Genomic DNA, 18,611 nt, shown 5'->3' with positions numbered 1-18,611 from the left:
AACTGGCCTGACCAGGGGGTACCAAGCATGAAGTCGACCACGTCAACCGCATTGTCCGAACCCGTCTTTGCCATTGCGGGGGAGACGGAGTTCTCCGGAGAGAAGGGCGATTATCTTGATGCGGGCAATGCGGCGGCACTGTCGCTGGCGGCCGGCACCATCGCCATGACCTTCAATGCCGACCATGTCTGGGGAAGCCAGGCACTGTTTTCCAAGGACGGCAGCGGCTATGACGATGGCGGCCACCTCACCGTCTGGCTCAAGGACGGACGGATCTATGTCCGCCAGCAGACCGACGACAGCACCGAATACCTCAAGGTGCCCGATCTGATGATCAGCCAGGACACCGACTATCACCTGGCCGTCTCCTTCGGCGAGGACGGGCTCAATGTCTTTGTCAACGGCAAGCTCTGGGCGTCCGAGCCGGAGATGAAGCAGGGCATGGACATGAACGAGCGCTCCTTCCTGGTCGGAGCCTCCGGAGCCTGGCGCTCAGACGACGGCCACACCGCCCACCAGCAGTTCAACGGCACCATCGCAGACGTCATGGTCTTCGGTGAACAGGTCGAGGGCGAAGACATGGCAGCGCTTGCCGGTGCCGTCGACCCGGCCTTCGAGGCGGACGCCCTGGCCGCCATGGCACAGGACGACCTGATGCCTGCCTTCCAGCAGCTCCATCACGGCTCCGACGAGGCAAAGGCCCTCGCCATGGCCTACGGCTTCAACCACATGGGCCAGATGACCTCCGGAGCGACCTATTCCGAAGGCACAGATGCCGGCGAGACCATCGAGGGAACCAGCGGCGACGATGCCATCAATGCGGGCCTGGGCGACGATACCGTCAACGGCAATGACGGCAACGACATCCTCCAGGGATCCTACGGCAACGACATCCTCAATGGCGGCGACGGCAACGACGTGCTCGACGGAGGGCACGGCGAGGACATCCTCAACGGCGGGGCCGGCAACGACCTCCTGATCTCGCAGTCCGACGGACGCGAGGGCGCCGTTGCCCATGACGCCGACCGCGACGAGGGCGATCCCTATAACGAGCTCACCGGCGGCAAGCTCTATCCGGACCAGCCGCTGCATGCCGACGATGTCATGACAGGCGGCGACGGCGCAGACACCTTCTACTTCCAGACCCTCATCAACGCCAAGGCACGCTTCCTGGAAGAACACACACAAGATGACGGCACCATCCGCTGGCACGGCGTCGCAGGCGAGAACGAGAACATCCACGACCACTGGGTCGATGTCATCGGCAACGACGTCATCACCGACTTCAACAGGGGCGAAGGCGACACCATCCTGATCGAGGGACATACCACCAAGATCAGATCCATCTCCTATGGAGACACAAACGGCGACGGCATCGTCGATCACTCCCTGATCTCCCTCTACTCCGACCAGGGATCGGGCGGCGGGGCCCACAACAACGACGACCTGGGCACCATCACCGTCTATGGCGACCTGATCACGCTCTCCGACATCTCCACGACCGCCAAGCCCGCCTATGGCATCGTCCGCTCGATCGCAGATATCGACGAGGCCATCAAACCCATCGAGATGGGGACAGACAGGGGAGGCATCGAACCACCCGCAGACATCCCGTCACAGGATGACCTCCCCCTCCCCGAAGGCATGACACCCGTCTTTGCCATTGCGGGGGAGACGGAGTTCTCCGGAGAGAAGGGCGATTATCTTGATGCGGGCAATGCGGCGGCGCTGTCGCTGGCGGCCGGCACCATCGCCATGACCTTCAATGCCGACCATGTCTGGGGAAGCCAGGCGCTGTTTTCCAAGGACGGCAGCGGCTATGACGATGGCGGCCACCTCACCGTCTGGCTCAAGGACGGACGGATCTATGTCCGCCAGCAGACCGACGACAGCACCGAATACCTCAAGGTGCCCGATCTGATGATCAGCCAGGACACCGACTATCACCTGGCCGTCTCCTTCGGCGAGGACGGGCTCAATGTCTTTGTCAACGGCAAGCTCTGGGCGTCCGAGCCGGAGATGAAGCAGGGCATGGACATGAACGAGCGCTCCTTCCTTGTCGGGGCCTCCGGAGCCTGGCGCTCAGACGACGGCCACACCGCCCACCAGCAGTTCAACGGCACCATCGCAGACGTCATGGTCTTCGGTGAACAGGTCGAGGGCGAAGACATGGCAGCGCTTGCCGGTGCCGTCGACCCGGCCTTCGAGGCGGACGCCCTGGCCGCCATGGCACAGGACGACCTGATGCCCGCCTTCCAGCAGCTCCATCACGGCTCCGACGAGGCAAAGGCCCTCGCCATGGCCTACGGCTTCAACCACATGGGCCAGATGACCTCCGGAGCGACCTATTCCGAAGGCACCGATGCCGGCGAGACCATCGAGGGAACCAGCGGCGACGATGCCATCAATGCGGGCCTGGGCGACGATACCGTCAACGGCAATGACGGCAACGACATCCTCCAGGGATCCTACGGCAACGACATCCTCAATGGAGGCGACGGCAACGACGTGCTCGACGGAGGGCACGGCGAGGACATCCTCAACGGCGGGGCCGGCAACGACCTCCTGATCTCGCAGTCCGACGGACGCGAGGGCGCCGTTGCCCATGACGCCGACCGCGACGAGGGCGATCCCTATAACGAGCTCACCGGCGGCAAGCTCTATCCGGACCAGCCGCTGCATGCCGACGATGTCATGACAGGCGGCGACGGCGCAGACACCTTCTACTTCCAGACCCTCATCAACGCCAAGGCACGCTTCCTGGAAGAACACACACAAGATGACGGCACCATCCGCTGGCACGGCGTCGCAGGCGAGAACGAGAACATCCACGACCACTGGGTCGATGTCATCGGCAACGACGTCATCACCGACTTCAACAGGGGCGAAGGCGACACCATCCTGATCGAGGGACATACCACCAAGATCAGATCCATCTCCTATGGAGACACAAACGGCGACGGCATCGTCGATCACTCCCTGATCTCCCTCTACTCCGACCAGGGATCGGGCGGCGGGGCCCACAACAACGACGACCTGGGCACCATCACCGTCTATGGCGACCTGATCACGCTCTCCGACATCTCCACGACCGCCAAGCCCGCCTATGGCATCGTCCGCTCGATCGCAGATATCGACGAGGCCATCAAACCCATCGAGATGGGGACAGACAGGGGAGGCATCGAACCACCCGCAGACATCCCGTCACAGGATGACCTCCCCCTCCCCGAAGGCATGACACCCGTCTTTGCCATTGCGGGGGAGACGGAGTTCTCCGGAGAGAAGGGCGATTATCTTGATGCGGGCAATGCGGCGGCGCTGTCGCTGGCGGCCGGCACCATCGCCATGACCTTCAATGCCGACCATGTCTGGGGAAGCCAGGCGCTGTTTTCCAAGGACGGCAGCGGCTATGACGATGGCGGCCACCTCACCGTCTGGCTCAAGGACGGACGGATCTATGTCCGCCAGCAGACCGACGACAGCACCGAATACCTCAAGGTGCCCGATCTGATGATCAGCCAGGACACCGACTATCACCTGGCCGTCTCCTTCGGCGAGGACGGGCTCAATGTCTTTGTCAACGGCAAGCTCTGGGCGTCCGAGCCGGAGATGAAGCAGGGCATGGACATGAACGAGCGCTCCTTCCTTGTCGGAGCCTCCGGAGCCTGGCGCTCAGACGACGGCCACACCGCCCACCAGCAGTTCAACGGCACCATCGCAGACGTCATGGTCTTCGGTGAACAGGTCGAGGGCGAAGACATGGCAGCGCTTGCCGGTGCCGTCGACCCGGCCTTCGAGGCGGACGCCCTGGCCGCCATGGCACAGGACGACCTGATGCCCGCCTTCCAGCAGCTCCATCACGGCTCCGACGAGGCAAAGGCCCTCGCCATGGCCTACGGCTTCAACCACATGGGCCAGATGACCTCCGGAGCGACCTATTCCGAAGGCACCGATGCCGGCGAGACCATCGAGGGAACCAGCGGCGACGATGCCATCAATGCGGGCCTGGGCGACGATACCGTCAACGGCAATGACGGCAACGACATCCTCCAGGGATCCTACGGCAACGACATCCTCAATGGAGGCGACGGCAACGACGTGCTCGACGGAGGGCACGGCGAGGACATCCTCAACGGCGGGGCCGGCAACGACCTCCTGATCTCGCAGTCCGACGGACGCGAGGGCGCCGTTGCCTATGACGCCGACCGCGACGAGGGCGATCCCTATAACGAGCTCACCGGCGGCAAGCTCTATCCGGACCAGCCGCTGCATGCCGACGATGTCATGACAGGCGGCGACGGCGCAGACACCTTCTACTTCCAGACCCTCATCAACGCCAAGGCACGCTTCCTGGAAGAACACACACAAGATGACGGCACCATCCGCTGGCACGGCGTCGCAGGCGAGAACGAGAACATCCACGACCACTGGGTCGATGTCATCGGCAACGACGTCATCACCGACTTCAACAGGGGCGAAGGCGACACCATCCTGATCGAGGGACATACCACCAAGATCAGATCCATCTCCTATGGAGACACAAACGGCGACGGCATCGTCGATCACTCCCTGATCTCCCTCTACTCCGACCAGGGATCGGGCGGCGGGGCCCACAACAACGACGACCTGGGCACCATCACCGTCTATGGCGACCTGATCACGCTCTCCGACATCTCCACGACCGCCAAGCCCGCCTATGGCATCGTCCGCTCGATCGCAGATATCGACGAGGCCATCAAACCCATCGAGATGGGGACAGACAGGGGAGGCATCGAACCACCCGCAGACATCCCGTCACAGGATGACCTCCCCCTCCCCGAAGGCATGACACCCGTCTTTGCCATTGCGGGGGAGACGGAGTTCTCCGGAGAGAAGGGCGATTATCTTGATGCGGGCAATGCGGCGGCGCTGTCGCTGGCGGCCGGCACCATCGCCATGACCTTCAATGCCGACCATGTCTGGGGAAGCCAGGCGCTGTTTTCCAAGGACGGCAGCGGCTATGACGATGGCGGCCACCTCACCGTCTGGCTCAAGGACGGACGGATCTATGTCCGCCAGCAGACCGACGACAGCACCGAATACCTCAAGGTGCCCGATCTGATGATCAGCCAGGACACCGACTATCACCTGGCCGTCTCCTTCGGCGAGGACGGGCTCAATGTCTTTGTCAACGGCAAGCTCTGGGCGTCCGAGCCGGAGATGAAGCAGGGCATGGACATGAACGAGCGCTCCTTCCTTGTCGGGGCCTCCGGAGCCTGGCGCTCAGACGACGGCCACACCGCCCACCAGCAGTTCAACGGCACCATCGCAGACGTCATGGTCTTCGGTGAACAGGTCGAGGGCGAAGACATGGCAGCGCTTGCCGGTGCCGTCGACCCGGCCTTCGAGGCGGACGCCCTGGCCGCCATGGCACAGGACGACCTGATGCCCGCCTTCCAGCAGCTCCATCACGGCTCCGACGAGGCAAAGGCCCTCGCCATGGCCTACGGCTTCAACCACATGGGCCAGATGACCTCCGGAGCGACCTATTCCGAAGGCACCGATGCCGGCGAGACCATCGAGGGAACCAGCGGCGACGATGCCATCAATGCGGGCCTGGGCGACGATACCGTCAACGGCAATGACGGCAACGACATCCTCCAGGGATCCTACGGCAACGACATCCTCAATGGAGGCGACGGCAACGACGTGCTCGACGGAGGGCACGGCGAGGACATCCTCAACGGCGGGGCCGGCAACGACCTCCTGATCTCGCAGTCCGACGGACGCGAGGGCGCCGTTGCCCATGACGCCGACCGCGACGAGGGCGATCCCTATAACGAGCTCACCGGCGGCAAGCTCTATCCGGACCAGCCGCTGCATGCCGACGATGTCATGACAGGCGGCGACGGCGCAGACACCTTCTACTTCCAGACCCTCATCAACGCCAAGGCACGCTTCCTGGAAGAACACACACAAGATGACGGCACCATCCGCTGGCACGGCGTCGCAGGCGAGAACGAGAACATCCACGACCACTGGGTCGATGTCATCGGCAACGACGTCATCACCGACTTCAACAGGGGCGAAGGCGACACCATCCTGATCGAGGGACATACCACCAAGATCAGATCCATCTCCTATGGAGACACAAACGGCGACGGCATCGTCGATCACTCCCTGATCTCCCTCTACTCCGACCAGGGATCGGGCGGCGGGGCCCACAACAACGACGACCTGGGCACCATCACCGTCTATGGCGACCTGATCACGCTCTCCGACATCTCCACGACCGCCAAGCCCGCCTATGGCATCGTCCGCTCGATCGCAGATATCGACGAGGCCATCAAACCCATCGAGATGGGGACAGACAGGGGAGGCATCGAACCACCCGCAGACATCCCGTCACAGGATGACCTCCCCCTCCCCGAAGGCATGACACCCGTCTTTGCCATTGCGGGGGAGACGGAGTTCTCCGGAGAGAAGGGCGATTATCTTGATGCGGGCAATGCGGCGGCGCTGTCGCTGGCGGCCGGCACCATCGCCATGACCTTCAATGCCGACCATGTCTGGGGAAGCCAGGCGCTGTTTTCCAAGGACGGCAGCGGCTATGACGATGGCGGCCACCTCACCGTCTGGCTCAAGGACGGACGGATCTATGTCCGCCAGCAGACCGACGACAGCACCGAATACCTCAAGGTGCCCGATCTGATGATCAGCCAGGACACCGACTATCACCTGGCCGTCTCCTTCGGCGAGGACGGGCTCAATGTCTTTGTCAACGGCAAGCTCTGGGCGTCCGAGCCGGAGATGAAGCAGGGCATGGACATGAACGAGCGCTCCTTCCTTGTCGGAGCCTCCGGAGCCTGGCGCTCAGACGACGGCCACACCGCCCACCAGCAGTTCAACGGCACCATCGCAGACGTCATGGTCTTCGGTGAACAGGTCGAGGGCGAAGACATGGCAGCGCTTGCCGGTGCCGTCGACCCGGCCTTCGAGGCGGACGCCCTGGCCGCCATGGCACAGGACGACCTGATGCCCGCCTTCCAGCAGCTCCATCACGGCTCCGACGAGGCAAAGGCCCTCGCCATGGCCTACGGCTTCAACCACATGGGCCAGATGACCTCCGGAGCGACCTATTCCGAAGGCACCGATGCCGGCGAGACCATCGAGGGAACCAGCGGCGACGATGCCATCAATGCGGGCCTGGGCGACGATACCGTCAACGGCAATGACGGCAACGACATCCTCCAGGGATCCTACGGCAACGACATCCTCAATGGAGGCGACGGCAACGACGTGCTCGACGGAGGGCACGGCGAGGACATCCTCAACGGCGGGGCCGGCAACGACCTCCTGATCTCGCAGTCCGACGGACGCGAGGGCGCCGTTGCCTATGACGCCGACCGCGACGAGGGCGATCCCTATAACGAGCTCACCGGCGGCAAGCTCTATCCGGACCAGCCGCTGCATGCCGACGATGTCATGACAGGCGGCGACGGCGCAGACACCTTCTACTTCCAGACCCTCATCAACGCCAAGGCACGCTTCCTGGAAGAACACACACAAGATGACGGCACCATCCGCTGGCACGGCGTCGCAGGCGAGAACGAGAACATCCACGACCACTGGGTCGATGTCATCGGCAACGACGTCATCACCGACTTCAACAGGGGCGAAGGCGACACCATCCTGATCGAGGGACATACCACCAAGATCAGATCCATCTCCTATGGAGACACAAACGGCGACGGCATCGTCGATCACTCCCTGATCTCCCTCTACTCCGACCAGGGATCGGGCGGCGGGGCCCACAACAACGACGACCTGGGCACCATCACCGTCTATGGCGACCTGATCACGCTCTCCGACATCTCCACGACCGCCAAGCCCGCCTATGGCATCGTCCGCTCGATCGCAGATATCGACGAGGCCATCAAACCCATCGAGATGGGAACAGACAGGGGAGATATCGAACCACCCGCAGACATCCCGTCACAGGATGACCTCCCCCTCCCCGAAGGCATGACACCCGTCTTTGCCATTGCGGGGGATCTGAATCTGGAGGGCAACCGGGACGGACAGATCGCAATTGCTCATACGGATGCAATGGAGATTTCCGAGGGAACGATCGCGTTTTCCTTCAAGGCAGACACGGTTTCAGGTTACGACGCGCTCTTTTCCAAGGACGCCAGCGGCTATGGAACCGGCGGCCATCTGACCGCCTGGGTCACCGGATGCGGTGACGTCAAGGTTCGCTTCCAGGACGAAAACCAATCCCTGTGGCTGAAAGGTGAAGATGTCTTTGAAGTCGGCAAGGAACACGAATTCGCCTTCACCTTCGGTGATGATGGTGCAGCTCTCTTTATCGACGGTGTCGCAGTCGCCAGGGATGACGAGTTTGAAGCCGATTGGCTTGATAACGAGGAATACCTGATGATCGGCGCAAACGGCTGGGGCAGCCCCTCCGGTGAAATCGGCTGGACCAACGATCACTTCGACGGAGTGATCTCGGACTTCACCGTCTTGAACCAGCAGCTTGACCAGGAGCGGATCAGCGACGGATTGTTTGTTTGAAGAAGCGCAATAATCTCCATTCAACCGGGTTCATTTGAACGGTTCCTGGAACCTGACCGTGGGTCAACAACCAGAACTTTTGTTTTGATGCTGTTGATCCGCGGCAGACGTTGTTCGCATGAAGGAAAGACAGCAATTCAACGATGAACCAATCAAAGGAGAAGAATCCGCTCGCAAGACGCATGCGGTTTTTCAGCCGGGTCAACTGCCTGACCGCGCGCTCTTCATGGATGTCATTTCCATCTCGTAACGTTGTTGCGACCGCGCTGCTTCAGCTTCAATCCAGCCCAGAAACGCGGCGATGCGCGGGCGGGATTGAGCTCCGTCCGGGCAGACCAGATAATAAGCTGAGGTTGCGGGACAATGGACGTCAAACAATCGCGTCAGACCTGCCGCGCTCAGGCCGCTGTCCACATGCGCACTGCGGGCAAGCGCAACCCCCTGCCCTGCGACAGCCGCTTGCAACGCCATGTTCGTGTTGGGAAACCGTGACCCTTCGTCAAGCGGCAATTCCGGCACGCCCGCGGCGGAGATCCAGGTTTCCCATTGCGAACTCATTGCGTCGTCATTTACCTGCAGCAGCGGGAATCGTGCCAGATCGATAGGGTGTTCAGGCACGCCCAATCGGTTCAACAGTTGCGTGCTGCAGACAGGAAAAACATATTCATGAAACAAGAGACTGCTGTGCAGACCAGGGTAGTTTCCATTGCCAAATCTGATCCCCAGATCAACGTCCTCAACCGAGAAATCAATCAGATCGTCCTTGGTCGAAATCCACACGTCGATTTCGGGATAGTGTTCATGGAAGTCACCGAGCCGCGGTACCAGCCAGGTTAGGGCAAAGGATTCCAGCGTGCTTATCTTCAGAGGACCCGGCAGATCCTCAACACTGAAGCTCTCAAGCGTGGCTGACAATTTTCCGAAGAAGTCACGTGCAATCGGCACGATTTCCGCGCCGCACTTGCTCAGGGTGAGTGGTCGCGTACCACGCTCAAAAAGCTTGTGCCCCCAGAGGCTTTCCAGGTTGCGGATCTGATGACTGATTGCGCTTTGTGTCACGTTCAACTCGTCCGCAGCACGGGTAAAGCTGCGATGACGGGCAGCAGCTTCAAGCGCGCGCAGCGCTGCAAGTGGCGGCAGGTGACTGGACATGATCAACATGAACGTTAGCTCATGAAGAATATGAAGACAATTCTTTTGTACAGGTCACTTCTGCCAACTATTTTACCATCTCTACATGAACTGAATTCACAAAGCTGAATTTGGAATTTCGGAGGGTAAATTGGCTTGAGTATCGTATTTCTCGTACTCGCATCTGCAACGCTCCACCCCATCTGGAATTTACTTGTCAAAAAAAATGCCGATCCACAGCTCGGGTTTCTCCTGCTCATGGCAGTGGCCGCGGCATGCTCGCTCATTCATGGTCTGATTGCAGGGGTGGATTTTTCCACGGTGTTTACAGTATTGCCCGTCGTTGCACTGTCTGTATGTGGCCAGTTGATCTATGGAACATGCCTGACCGCGACCTTAACGCGTGGCGATCTGTCCACATACTATCCGATCATCCGCGCATCACCTGTTTTCGTCGTAGCAGCCAGTATCTTGCTGTTTGGAAAATCCTATTCGTTGCTCACTTTATTTGGCATCAGCTTGGTCGTTGCCGGCAGTTTTCTACTTCTATACCGACGCGGCAGCCACTATCTTGATGATCCGGTTACACTTCTTTATGCCTTGCTGGCATTGTGCGGCACCGGCATCTACTCACTTGCCGATGCCCATGTCATGCAACATATCGCACCACAGGTGCTGGCGTTTACTGTCGATAGCGCGGTATTGCCGTTTTTTCTGATTCTATGGCTCAGAAAACGCTCCATCACGCGCTTGCAGTCAGATGCGACATTCTCGTTTTCACCGATCTATGTCCTGCTACCAGGTGTTCTTTGCTACCTCTCGTACTACCTGATCCTTGTCGCCTACCAACTTGGCGGAGATGTCGCGGTGGTGACATCGTTGCGACAGGCTTCGATACCAATTTCCGTCGCCTTGGGAGGAATGTTCTTACGAGAAGGTGCCATGACTCGGCGCTTCGTTGCAGCTTCCCTTCTGGCATTGGGGATTGTTGTGATTTCTGTCTATCGATGACGCCGCTGACGCTGCTTTGATCTGGATGCTACAGCCGGCAATACACATTCGCAGAAACCGGCTGACAATTGCATTCCAATCGACGGTTCGTCATCGCTCAAATGATCCGGTGATTGCCGGATCTGCGTTACATGGTCCTTCCTGTCCATGAACAGATCACCATGACCTGAGACCGGAGCGAAGTGTTGTGCCCGACTTCTGGAAAGCACGCCAAAAGAAAGCCGTCGTTCTATTTTTCCCAATGTGGAACCCAATCCCCATCGAGACGCAGAGAAACGCCTGCAGCGTCTTCTTCAAGTTTCACCACATGCAGTTCGCCCTTGTCACCGCCGTATTTTTCGCGCGCCGCTTCAAATTGCGCGTAGACCAGCCGTGTCGCCGGAGCGGCGGTGTCTGCGTCGTTGCAGGCTTCAACGATCAAGCCCAGATCCTTTTTGCACAGATCGAGGGTGAAGGATGGATCGTAGTGCCCGGCAAAAACGGAGGGGGCATCGTGGTGCATGCACCAGCTTTCGCTGGCACCGATCTTGAGCGCGTCCCATGCTCGGGACAGTTCGACGCCGGATTTCACCGCCATCACAAGGGCTTCGCCCATGGCCGTCGCATGGATGGCCCAAAGCTGGTTGCTCGCCAGTTTCGTGATGGACCCGCTGCCGTTGGCACCCATGTAGTGAAGCGGCCCCATCAACTCCATCACGGGACGAATACGCGCAACCGTCGCTTCGTCGCCGCCTGCAAACTGGGTCATATTTCCAGCGCGCGCGCCGTCCACGGCCCCTGTGACCGGTGCATCGATCACCTGCACGCCAATCTCTGCGAAAGTGGCTGCGAGCTCGCGCACATAGGCGGGTTTGTTGGTCGTCATATCCACCCAGACCTGACCGGCGGACATGGCGGACAGCAGCCCGTGATCTCCGCCTACCACCTGCTCGATCTGCCTGGGTCCAAAGACCATGGTGAACACCAATTCCGCACCTTGCGCAGTTGCCGCCGGGCTATCCGCCCAGGTTGCGCCAAGGGAGAGATGCTCCTCCGCCCGCTTTGGATCAAGATCGCAGACAGTGAGTTCATGCCCTCCCCTGATCAGGTTCAAGGCAGCCGGTCCGCCCATGGTGCCAAGCCCGATAAATCCAATCCGCATGTGCGCCGTCCTCAGGTTTATGTGTTTTTCCTAGGCGTTCAGGATGGTGTCGGTGGAGTGTACCGCACCGAACTCACCATGCAGGTTTGCAAGCGTGACAGAGTGTATCTGCTCGGCGCTGTGGCTTACGCCATCCGGCCCAATCGCCTCGTAGGCCCAGACCGCGTCGGAGGCATAGACCATCTCAAAGCCCAGACTGCTTGCCGAGCGTGCGGCGGATTCAGCGCAGTGATTGGCCGTGGCCCCGCAGATGACCACGCGCTCAATATTTTCAGCACGCAGATCCGCCTCAAGCGAGGTTCCCGCAAAGGCGCTGGAGACGTGTTTGATGATCACGGCCTCGTCACCCCGTGGTGCTGCAAAAGGCTGGACTGCCGCACCTGGTGCATCGACGTGAAAAGGATCCTCCGGGTCAAGACCGTGGTGATGTACATGGATGACTTTGTCACCCTTCGTGCGGAACTGGTCCAAAAGCCGACCGATATTGTCAGCGGCCTCCGGGCAAGACCGTACGGCACCGGTGGCATCCTCGTGGGCCAGCGCCATTTGTACATCAATGACGAGAAGAGCGGTTTTCATGGCTTGGTCCTTTATGCGTTGATGCTGGTAGCTGCGCGATCCGCGAGGATCTTTTTGACGCGATCGCCATAGATGCGCATGTTGATGTCGTCGCTGATCACTCGGCCTTCTTGTTCGTCGTAGGTCATGATGGCAGTGACGCGCGGGATCGCCCCTTCGACCTCGGTCACCCCGTGCAAAGAGTAGCCGCCGCGAAACAGAGTGAATGTGCCGGCGCTACGACCGAATGTCTTTGCATGGGACATATCACCGGCAAGCAACCGATCCACAGCCTCGCGGTCTTCGGTTTCAGCGGTGCGCGAGTTCGGCAGAAAAGCGAATTCACCCCCGGTTTCAGCCGCTTGCAGCAGCAGCGTCACGGTGCATTCCGTCGTATCGTAGTGCCAGGCATGCCAACTGCCGGGGTGCAGGGCGACGACATTCAGCGCCTGGAATTCATCGGCACAGCGATGGAGCACCTCTTTCTTTTGCACACGGCGAACGAAATCAGTCAGAATCTCGGACTGATAGAGCCGTTGAATGAGCGTGTCACCCGGCAGTTGATCATCCGCCAGTTGCGTCGCCACATGTGTATATTCCTTCCGGCGCGGGTCATCTTTGGGCAGCGTCGGATCAATCGCGCCTTGATAGATGTTGCGCTTGATGGTCAAAACCTCGGCGCACGGCAACAAAGCGTTGGATTCCCCGGCCAAAGCTTCCAGGGCCTCGGGGCGGACGAACCCGTCCAGATTGCACCACCCGTGCTCCTCCATCTGGTCCTGACAGGCCTTCAGAAACGCAGCGCCTTTGCCTCTTTCCAGGTCCGCGATGGGATAGCGCACCAGGTCCACAAGGCTCAAAACCATGTCGGCATTTGGGTCTCGATTGATCTCCGGCATAGCTTGCTCCTTTGCGTCCGGCCGTCTTCGCCTCGGGTTACTCCTGTGTAGCCGCCGAATGAGATGAAGAAAAACGAAAGAATTTGCCTCCATGCACATAAAAAACTTATGAGTAAGCGATGAAGGGCAATCTCAATCTCAATTGGCTGCGGACCTTTGAAGCCGCCGCACGTCACCTGAGCTTTACCGCCGCCAGTCGAGAGCTAGGGTTGACACAAACGGCTGTCAGCCAGCACATCAAGGCATTGGAAGGTCAGCTTGGGCAGAACCTGTTCATTCGTAAGGCCAAAAGCCTGCAACTGACGGAAATCGGTCGAGCCTATTTGGTTTCGGTTCGGGACTCGTTGGAGCACATCGCATTTTCCACAAACGGGCTGTTCGGGCCGGCACAAGAAACAACAATAGTCGTACGGGCGTCTGCGGCCATGATCATCTGGCTGTCTCCGCAACTTGCGTCCTTTCAGAAAGCTAATCCGAGCATCGGGATAAAACTCGTCACATCGCTTTGGCAGAACGACCGAGAAGGGCATCCGGTGGACGTCGACATCCTGCTGGCCGCGCAATCCCAATCCGACACGCGCATGGTCAAGCTGTCAGATGAATACATCGTACCGGTTTGCGGTCTTCACACTGCAAAAAAGATCGAAATGCCCAAGGATCTCATGACCTGCAACACCATCCACGTGCTGGGATTCGACGACCATTGGGCGCGTTATCTGTCGTCCCATGGCCTTCCGTATGCAGACATATCCTCACGCCTCGTCGTCGATACCTCGGTTGCCGCCTGCGAACTAGTGGCCGCCGAGAACGGCTGCACCATCATGATCGACCGTTTTGCGCAGCAGGCCATCGCGACCGGTCGCCAGATTAGAATTGTCGGTGACCCGGTTGATACAGGTCAGGCCCACTACTTCCTGCAACGCAAAATCCGTTCGGCAGGCTCCCAGGTCTCCACAGCCTTCTGTGACTGGTTGAAAACCTGCTTTTGAAGTCGGCATTCAATAATCGAGCAAACGTAATATGCTTGGCAAGGCCTGATCACGGTCTTGCCAGGAAGTTGATTCAACCGGCAGCATCGGTCACACTGAGCTCAAATCTGACAATTTCTGCAATTGGAACAAGCGGCGGCTTCGCGTCACCAACTCCGATATTCCATGCGTCAGAACATGACCCCCGAAAGCCGACGTCCGTTGGGATCAGGGTGAATTTCTTGGATCTGAAGAAATCTGCTGTTGCGGGTTTTCCGAGTAGAGTTTCACGCTCATTGCAGGACCAGCTCCACTGAGCATTCTGCAGTCACTCAGTCTGATTGAGCTCAAGCTTCTTTTAGCAGGTAGTCGCTCGCGCTCTGTCAGGGTGCGGACCAGTCGCGGTCACAGGAGCATCCTCGTTGAAGAAAGTTTGCATCCTGATGCCAAAAAACCCTTTTCATGACCAAGGCCATCCCTCCGAAATACCGAGCCAAACCTTAAGTAGAGCTTATTTAGCAACACCTCGATCACAGATGTCGTATCTGCAAATCTCGGCGCAACAGTTTGCACACGTAAAAATTGATAAAACTGTGAAACTTACGATCAAAACGATAAAAATGACTTACTTTTATAAATAAACCAAATGAAATCAATAGTTTATAAATTTCGCCTTTGACGAGAGAAAATTCTCTTGACCATCGCAGTAAATATGACTTTATTACTCAACAATTAATTACCTATGCGTGTATATCCCCCAAATCGAAAGAGAGGCTCGGATGCGCGAAGAGACACTTTTGATCGTCGGCAATGGTGTTCTTGCTGGTCATGTTCTTTACATCCTAAGTCATGGCACACGATACAAAAAGATCGTCATAGGATCTCGCGACATAGAACGGGCGAGTCGAAAAGCAAATACACTGCAACAACATGCTTTGAATATTGGCTACGATGTAGACATCGAAGCTATACATCTGGACCTTGACAACATCCATCAAACGGCAGCTTCGATATCCAAGGTATCCCCCGCCGTCATATTCAACACCGCTTCAATGCAGTCGTGGTGGGTGGTCACCACTTTGCCGGACGAAGTAAGGAGCAAGGTTGCCGAAACGCGCTTCGGCCCCTGGCTTCCAATGCACCTGTCCCCCACTCTTTCCCTGATGGAGGCCCTCCGGCAATGCGAGAACGATGCAATTGTCGTGAATGCAGCGTTCCCGGATGCAGTCAATCCTGTTTTGGCACGTAATGGGCTCGGACCCACCGTTGGTATCGGCAATATCGCGAATGTCGTCCCTGCCCTGCGCCTGGCGGTCGCAGAACAGCTCAATGCCAGAGTGCAGGATGTGGATGTGCGCATTTGCGGGCATCACTATGTCAGCTATCGCTTGTCACGCCTTGGTCACCCTGATGGAGCACCGGTCTTTTTTCACGCTTCAGTCAACGGCACGGACGTCACCCGCAGTTTAGATCAAAATGCGGTTTTCAGGTCGCTAACCGAGCGCCATCGCAGAACCGGCGGTGTCGAAGGACAACCTGTGACGGCGTCTTCGGCGGTTGCGGTGCTTGAGGCCCTGCAAGGTCGCACGAGAACGCTTGTTCACGCACCCGGTCCCAACGGACTACCTGGTGGCTATCCTGTTTGGATCAGCAAAGCGGAGTGCGAGGTATCCTTGCCGCAGAACATTTCGCTGGACGAAGCGGTAAGCGTCAATGAAACCGGCCAGATCCATGACGGCATAGAGAGTATCGACAAGCACGGCAACGTCCGGTTCGCCGAGGAGCAGATGGCTGCCATGTACGACCTTTTCGGCCATCAGTGTGACGAACTACGGCTTGCTGATGTTCACGAAGTCGCCAAGGACCTGAGCGGACGATATCAGCACTTCCTTGAGCGAAACGGTTTGGTGCACTGAATTATGGGGCAATGGATGGTTTCGCCGCGACAAGAGTGCGAAAGCACTCCATTGGACCGACTAAAAGACTGTCGCCTGGCCCTGGCCGGGACAGACGAGCAAGGCCGGAAGATTCATCCGGGGATGTTTGACGCGGGAGTGATCTCGCTCGCCCATGGGGACGGGACACGCCGCCCGCCTCCAGGAGCGCTGCGTGCCGGTGTTGAGGCACTGCTCGACCCGGCATTGTGTGCTTTTGACGACTATCTGTTTCTTCAGCGGTTCGAGGCCCTGGAAGACCGCGTTTCGCAGAATTTCAGACAAGCAGGCATTCCGGCGGAGAGCGCAGACAATATTTGCATCGAATGCGGCACAACACGACTGTTCGGTGCTTTCCTGCATTGTGCGGCAGAACAAGGTGACGTGTTCCTGGCAGCGCCGACCTACTATCATTCGTTGCCGGATTGGTGCTCGTGTTTTGGGGCCGAACTGGTCTGCGTACCGACGTCGCCTCATGAAGCCTACAAGCTGACAGTTCCAGCCCTTGAAGCCTGGTTTGAGCAAAACGTGGCGACAGGCCGCCAACGTAAGCCGCGGGGGTTGTTCTTGTTCAATCCGACGCAGACTGGAGGCCTTTACTCATCGGCAGAGTTATCTGATCTGGCCCGGTTCATTGCGGACAACGACCTCATCGTATTGGCGGATCACGTTTTTGCCTCCACAGAGTTCCCTGGTTCTCCACCCGCCGCGTATTTGGCGGCACAAGACGGCATGACTGATCGCGTTGTAACTTTGGGCGGTGTTTCCAAATCACACAACCTTGCAAATATAAGAATTGGCTGGGCTTGCGGCCCCAGGCAACTGATCGAGGAGATGCGGCGGTATTCCGTCAGCACGATCATCTCGGTACCGCGATTGAACAAAATAATGGCCCTGGCGGCGCTGGATGATGATCGCAAATTCCTCAATGAAAACGCAAAGGAATGTCTACGCAGAGTGAAGTTGATTCAGGACTGCATTGCACATTGGAACACTGAACTCCACCGACACGCACCTAACTTCCCGGGATTTAGGCTCGTCCATCGCCCACGAGCCGGTCACTCCCTGCTTCTGTCTTGCGATGCGCTCAAGGGGTGTCATTGGTCGGGAGGCAAGATCCGCAACAATGTCGACGTCACACGGTTCTTTTTGAGCGAGGCACGGGTCGCTGTTTCACCCGCCTTCTCGAGCGGACTCGACGGATGCGAGATAAGGATCTGTTTCGCCTCGGTAGGATTGTCGGAAACCTATTTCTATTCCTCTGAAACAGAGTGCCGTGCCGTTGTGGATGGGGTTCGCAGCCATCTTCGCAAGGAGAGCGCCCTTCCGATTGCAGCCACATCTTTCTCGAACGGAAACAACGCGCCGGAGGCTCCAGTCAACCAGATGTTCTTACACGGCAGAACAATGATCCAAGAGGCAATGATTGAGCGGATGCTGCCCGCAATCTTAAAGGTCGTCGGTCCAAGGGAAAAAAACCACGATCAGGCCACCGTGCATGAAGGTGGCACATGAACAAGTTTTCTGTTTCGAACTCTGCTGCCGCTGGCTCCGTGCACGCTGGCGTCGATTTGATCGCTCCACATTTTGACGCCTTTATCGTAGACGTCTGGGGCGTTGTTTGTGACGGGGTTTCAGCCTTTCCCGCTGCTGTTGATGCGCTCAGGCATCTACGAGCGATAGGCCCGGTCGCACTGCTGTCAAACACCGCAAGACGATCTCATGCACTTGCACGCCACCTTACAGGTCTCGGAATTGATGTTGACTGTTATGATGTGCTCCTTACCGCAGGTGAGGCATGCCATCTCGCCTTGAAGTCCGGGCGATGGAGGGCAGAAGGACAAACCGGCGACGGCGGGGTACTCTATATTGGTCCAGACCGTGACCGGACAATTCTGGCTCAATCCGGTGTGCAAGAGTGCCGTAGTCTCAAAGAGGCGACTGCCATCGTGTGCACCGGCATGCTGGAGACACTAAATTCGGTTGAGGCGCACGACCGCCTCCTGGTCGAGTGGCTTAAGAGGGATTTGCCTTTCATCTGTGCCAATCCTGATCGTATCGTAAGGATCGGCGCGAAGACTGTGCCATGCGCCGGAGCGCTCGCGGAGCGTTATCAATATCTTGGCGGGCGCGTCCTTCAGTTTGGCAAACCAGAACCTGCAATCTACCATGCATGCATCAACAAGCTCCAACAGTTACGGCCATCATTGACGCGCGCCCGCATCCTCGCGATCGGTGATGGGTTGGAAACCGATATTGCGGGCGCCAATCGACAGGGTCTCAATTCTGTTTTGGTGAAGACAGGCATCCACGGATTGCAGGAAACAGAAGGGTTGGTCGAACGAAAATACGCCGGATCACCCCCGGTCCCCGACTATGTCGCAACAGCACTCGACTGGTAGATGTCCGGATA

At 58.4% G+C, this 18,611-nt stretch carries 11 protein-coding genes; 6 read left to right on the top strand and 5 right to left on the bottom strand.

The window, feature by feature from the left end; translation table 11 throughout:
• Positions 1–27 precede the first annotated feature (27 nt).
• Complete coding sequence (locus ACO6TI_RS14420; RefSeq protein WP_422385161.1) at positions 28–8,556, top strand: LamG-like jellyroll fold domain-containing protein; 8,529 nt, start codon at positions 28–30, stop codon at positions 8,554–8,556.
• On the opposite strand, the gene ACO6TI_RS14415 is transcribed toward ACO6TI_RS14420, so the two are convergent.
• Both ACO6TI_RS14415 and gcvA read right to left on the bottom strand, forming a co-directional pair.
• Entirely contained in the window at positions 8,534–8,761 is a 228-nt protein-coding gene (locus ACO6TI_RS14415) for a hypothetical protein (RefSeq protein ID WP_422385160.1), read from the bottom strand. The two genes, ACO6TI_RS14420 and ACO6TI_RS14415, sit on opposite strands and share 23 nt — an antisense overlap.
• The gene (gene gcvA, locus ACO6TI_RS14410; RefSeq protein WP_196890748.1) at positions 8,758–9,717 is read right to left on the bottom strand and encodes a transcriptional regulator GcvA; all 960 of its coding nucleotides are present in this window, start codon (positions 9,715–9,717) and stop codon (positions 8,758–8,760) included. The genes ACO6TI_RS14415 and gcvA overlap by 4 nt, the downstream gene beginning before the upstream one ends.
• Positions 9,718–9,843: 126 nt before the next feature.
• On the opposite strand from gcvA, the gene ACO6TI_RS14405 reads away from it, so the two are divergent.
• Complete coding sequence (locus ACO6TI_RS14405; protein WP_422385159.1) at positions 9,844–10,698, top strand: EamA family transporter; 855 nt, start codon at positions 9,844–9,846, stop codon at positions 10,696–10,698.
• A 229-nt stretch (positions 10,699–10,927) separates the two neighbouring features.
• On the opposite strand, the gene ACO6TI_RS14400 is transcribed toward ACO6TI_RS14405, so the two are convergent.
• Genes ACO6TI_RS14400 through ACO6TI_RS14390 form a run of 3 tightly spaced genes read right to left on the bottom strand, consistent with a single transcriptional unit; the run spans position 10,928 to position 13,296 of the window.
• Positions 10,928–11,839: an NAD(P)-dependent oxidoreductase gene (locus ACO6TI_RS14400; RefSeq protein WP_422385158.1), complete on the bottom strand. Its 912-nt coding sequence runs from the start codon at positions 11,837–11,839 to the stop codon at positions 10,928–10,930.
• Between the two features lie 30 nt (positions 11,840–11,869).
• Positions 11,870–12,418, bottom strand: coding sequence for an isochorismatase family protein (locus ACO6TI_RS14395; RefSeq protein ID WP_104703321.1), 549 nt, complete (start codon positions 12,416–12,418; stop codon positions 11,870–11,872).
• An 11-nt stretch (positions 12,419–12,429) separates the two neighbouring features.
• Positions 12,430–13,296, bottom strand: a complete 867-nt coding sequence (locus tag ACO6TI_RS14390; protein ID WP_422385157.1) for a HalD/BesD family halogenase — start codon at positions 13,294–13,296, stop codon at positions 12,430–12,432.
• 119 nt (positions 13,297–13,415) lie between these two features.
• On the opposite strand from ACO6TI_RS14390, the gene ACO6TI_RS14385 reads away from it, so the two are divergent.
• The 4 genes from ACO6TI_RS14385 (at position 13,416) to ACO6TI_RS14370 (ending at position 18,600) form a co-directional block, all read left to right on the top strand.
• Positions 13,416–14,285: a LysR family transcriptional regulator gene (locus ACO6TI_RS14385; protein WP_108874472.1), complete on the top strand. Its 870-nt coding sequence runs from the start codon at positions 13,416–13,418 to the stop codon at positions 14,283–14,285.
• A gap of 758 nt (positions 14,286–15,043) precedes the next feature.
• Positions 15,044–16,180, top strand: a complete 1,137-nt coding sequence (locus tag ACO6TI_RS14380) for a hypothetical protein (RefSeq protein WP_422385156.1) — start codon at positions 15,044–15,046, stop codon at positions 16,178–16,180.
• Positions 16,181–16,303: 123 nt separating this feature from the next.
• Positions 16,304–17,713 carry an aminotransferase class I/II-fold pyridoxal phosphate-dependent enzyme gene (locus ACO6TI_RS14375; protein ID WP_422385155.1) on the top strand — a complete coding sequence of 470 codons (1,410 nt, stop codon included), beginning with the start codon at positions 16,304–16,306 and terminating at the stop codon, positions 17,711–17,713.
• Positions 17,710–18,600 (top strand): TIGR01459 family HAD-type hydrolase, encoded by an 891-nt coding sequence (locus ACO6TI_RS14370; protein ID WP_196877761.1) that lies wholly within the window; start codon positions 17,710–17,712, stop codon positions 18,598–18,600. Before ACO6TI_RS14375 ends, ACO6TI_RS14370 begins: the two co-directional genes overlap by 4 nt.
• Positions 18,601–18,611: the final 11 nt, after the last annotated feature.

It is taken from the genome of Roseibium album, from assembly GCF_965233825.1.
Lineage (GTDB): Bacteria > Pseudomonadota > Alphaproteobacteria > Rhizobiales > Stappiaceae > Roseibium > Roseibium album.
Note: the sequence above shows the minus strand (reverse complement) of the source record. Positions and strands in the feature narration are given on the sequence as shown.

Excerpts from the sequence above, each read along its gene's own strand:
- ACO6TI_RS14390 (WP_422385157.1), bottom strand. The coding sequence starts at position 13,296 with ATGCCGGAGATCAATCGAGACCCAAATGCCGACATGGTTTTGAGCCTT.
- ACO6TI_RS14380 (WP_422385156.1), top strand. The coding sequence starts at position 15,044 with ATGCGCGAAGAGACACTTTTGATCGTCGGCAATGGTGTTCTTGCTGGT.
- ACO6TI_RS14420 (WP_422385161.1), top strand. The coding sequence starts at position 28 with ATGAAGTCGACCACGTCAACCGCATTGTCCGAACCCGTCTTTGCCATT.
- ACO6TI_RS14375 (WP_422385155.1), top strand. The coding sequence starts at position 16,304 with ATGTTTGACGCGGGAGTGATCTCGCTCGCCCATGGGGACGGGACACGC.
- ACO6TI_RS14400 (WP_422385158.1), bottom strand. The coding sequence starts at position 11,839 with ATGCGGATTGGATTTATCGGGCTTGGCACCATGGGCGGACCGGCTGCC.
- gcvA (WP_196890748.1), bottom strand. The coding sequence starts at position 9,717 with ATGTTGATCATGTCCAGTCACCTGCCGCCACTTGCAGCGCTGCGCGCG.
- ACO6TI_RS14385 (WP_108874472.1), top strand. The coding sequence starts at position 13,416 with ATGAAGGGCAATCTCAATCTCAATTGGCTGCGGACCTTTGAAGCCGCC.
- ACO6TI_RS14370 (WP_196877761.1), top strand. The coding sequence starts at position 17,710 with ATGAACAAGTTTTCTGTTTCGAACTCTGCTGCCGCTGGCTCCGTGCAC.
- ACO6TI_RS14395 (WP_104703321.1), bottom strand. The coding sequence starts at position 12,418 with ATGAAAACCGCTCTTCTCGTCATTGATGTACAAATGGCGCTGGCCCAC.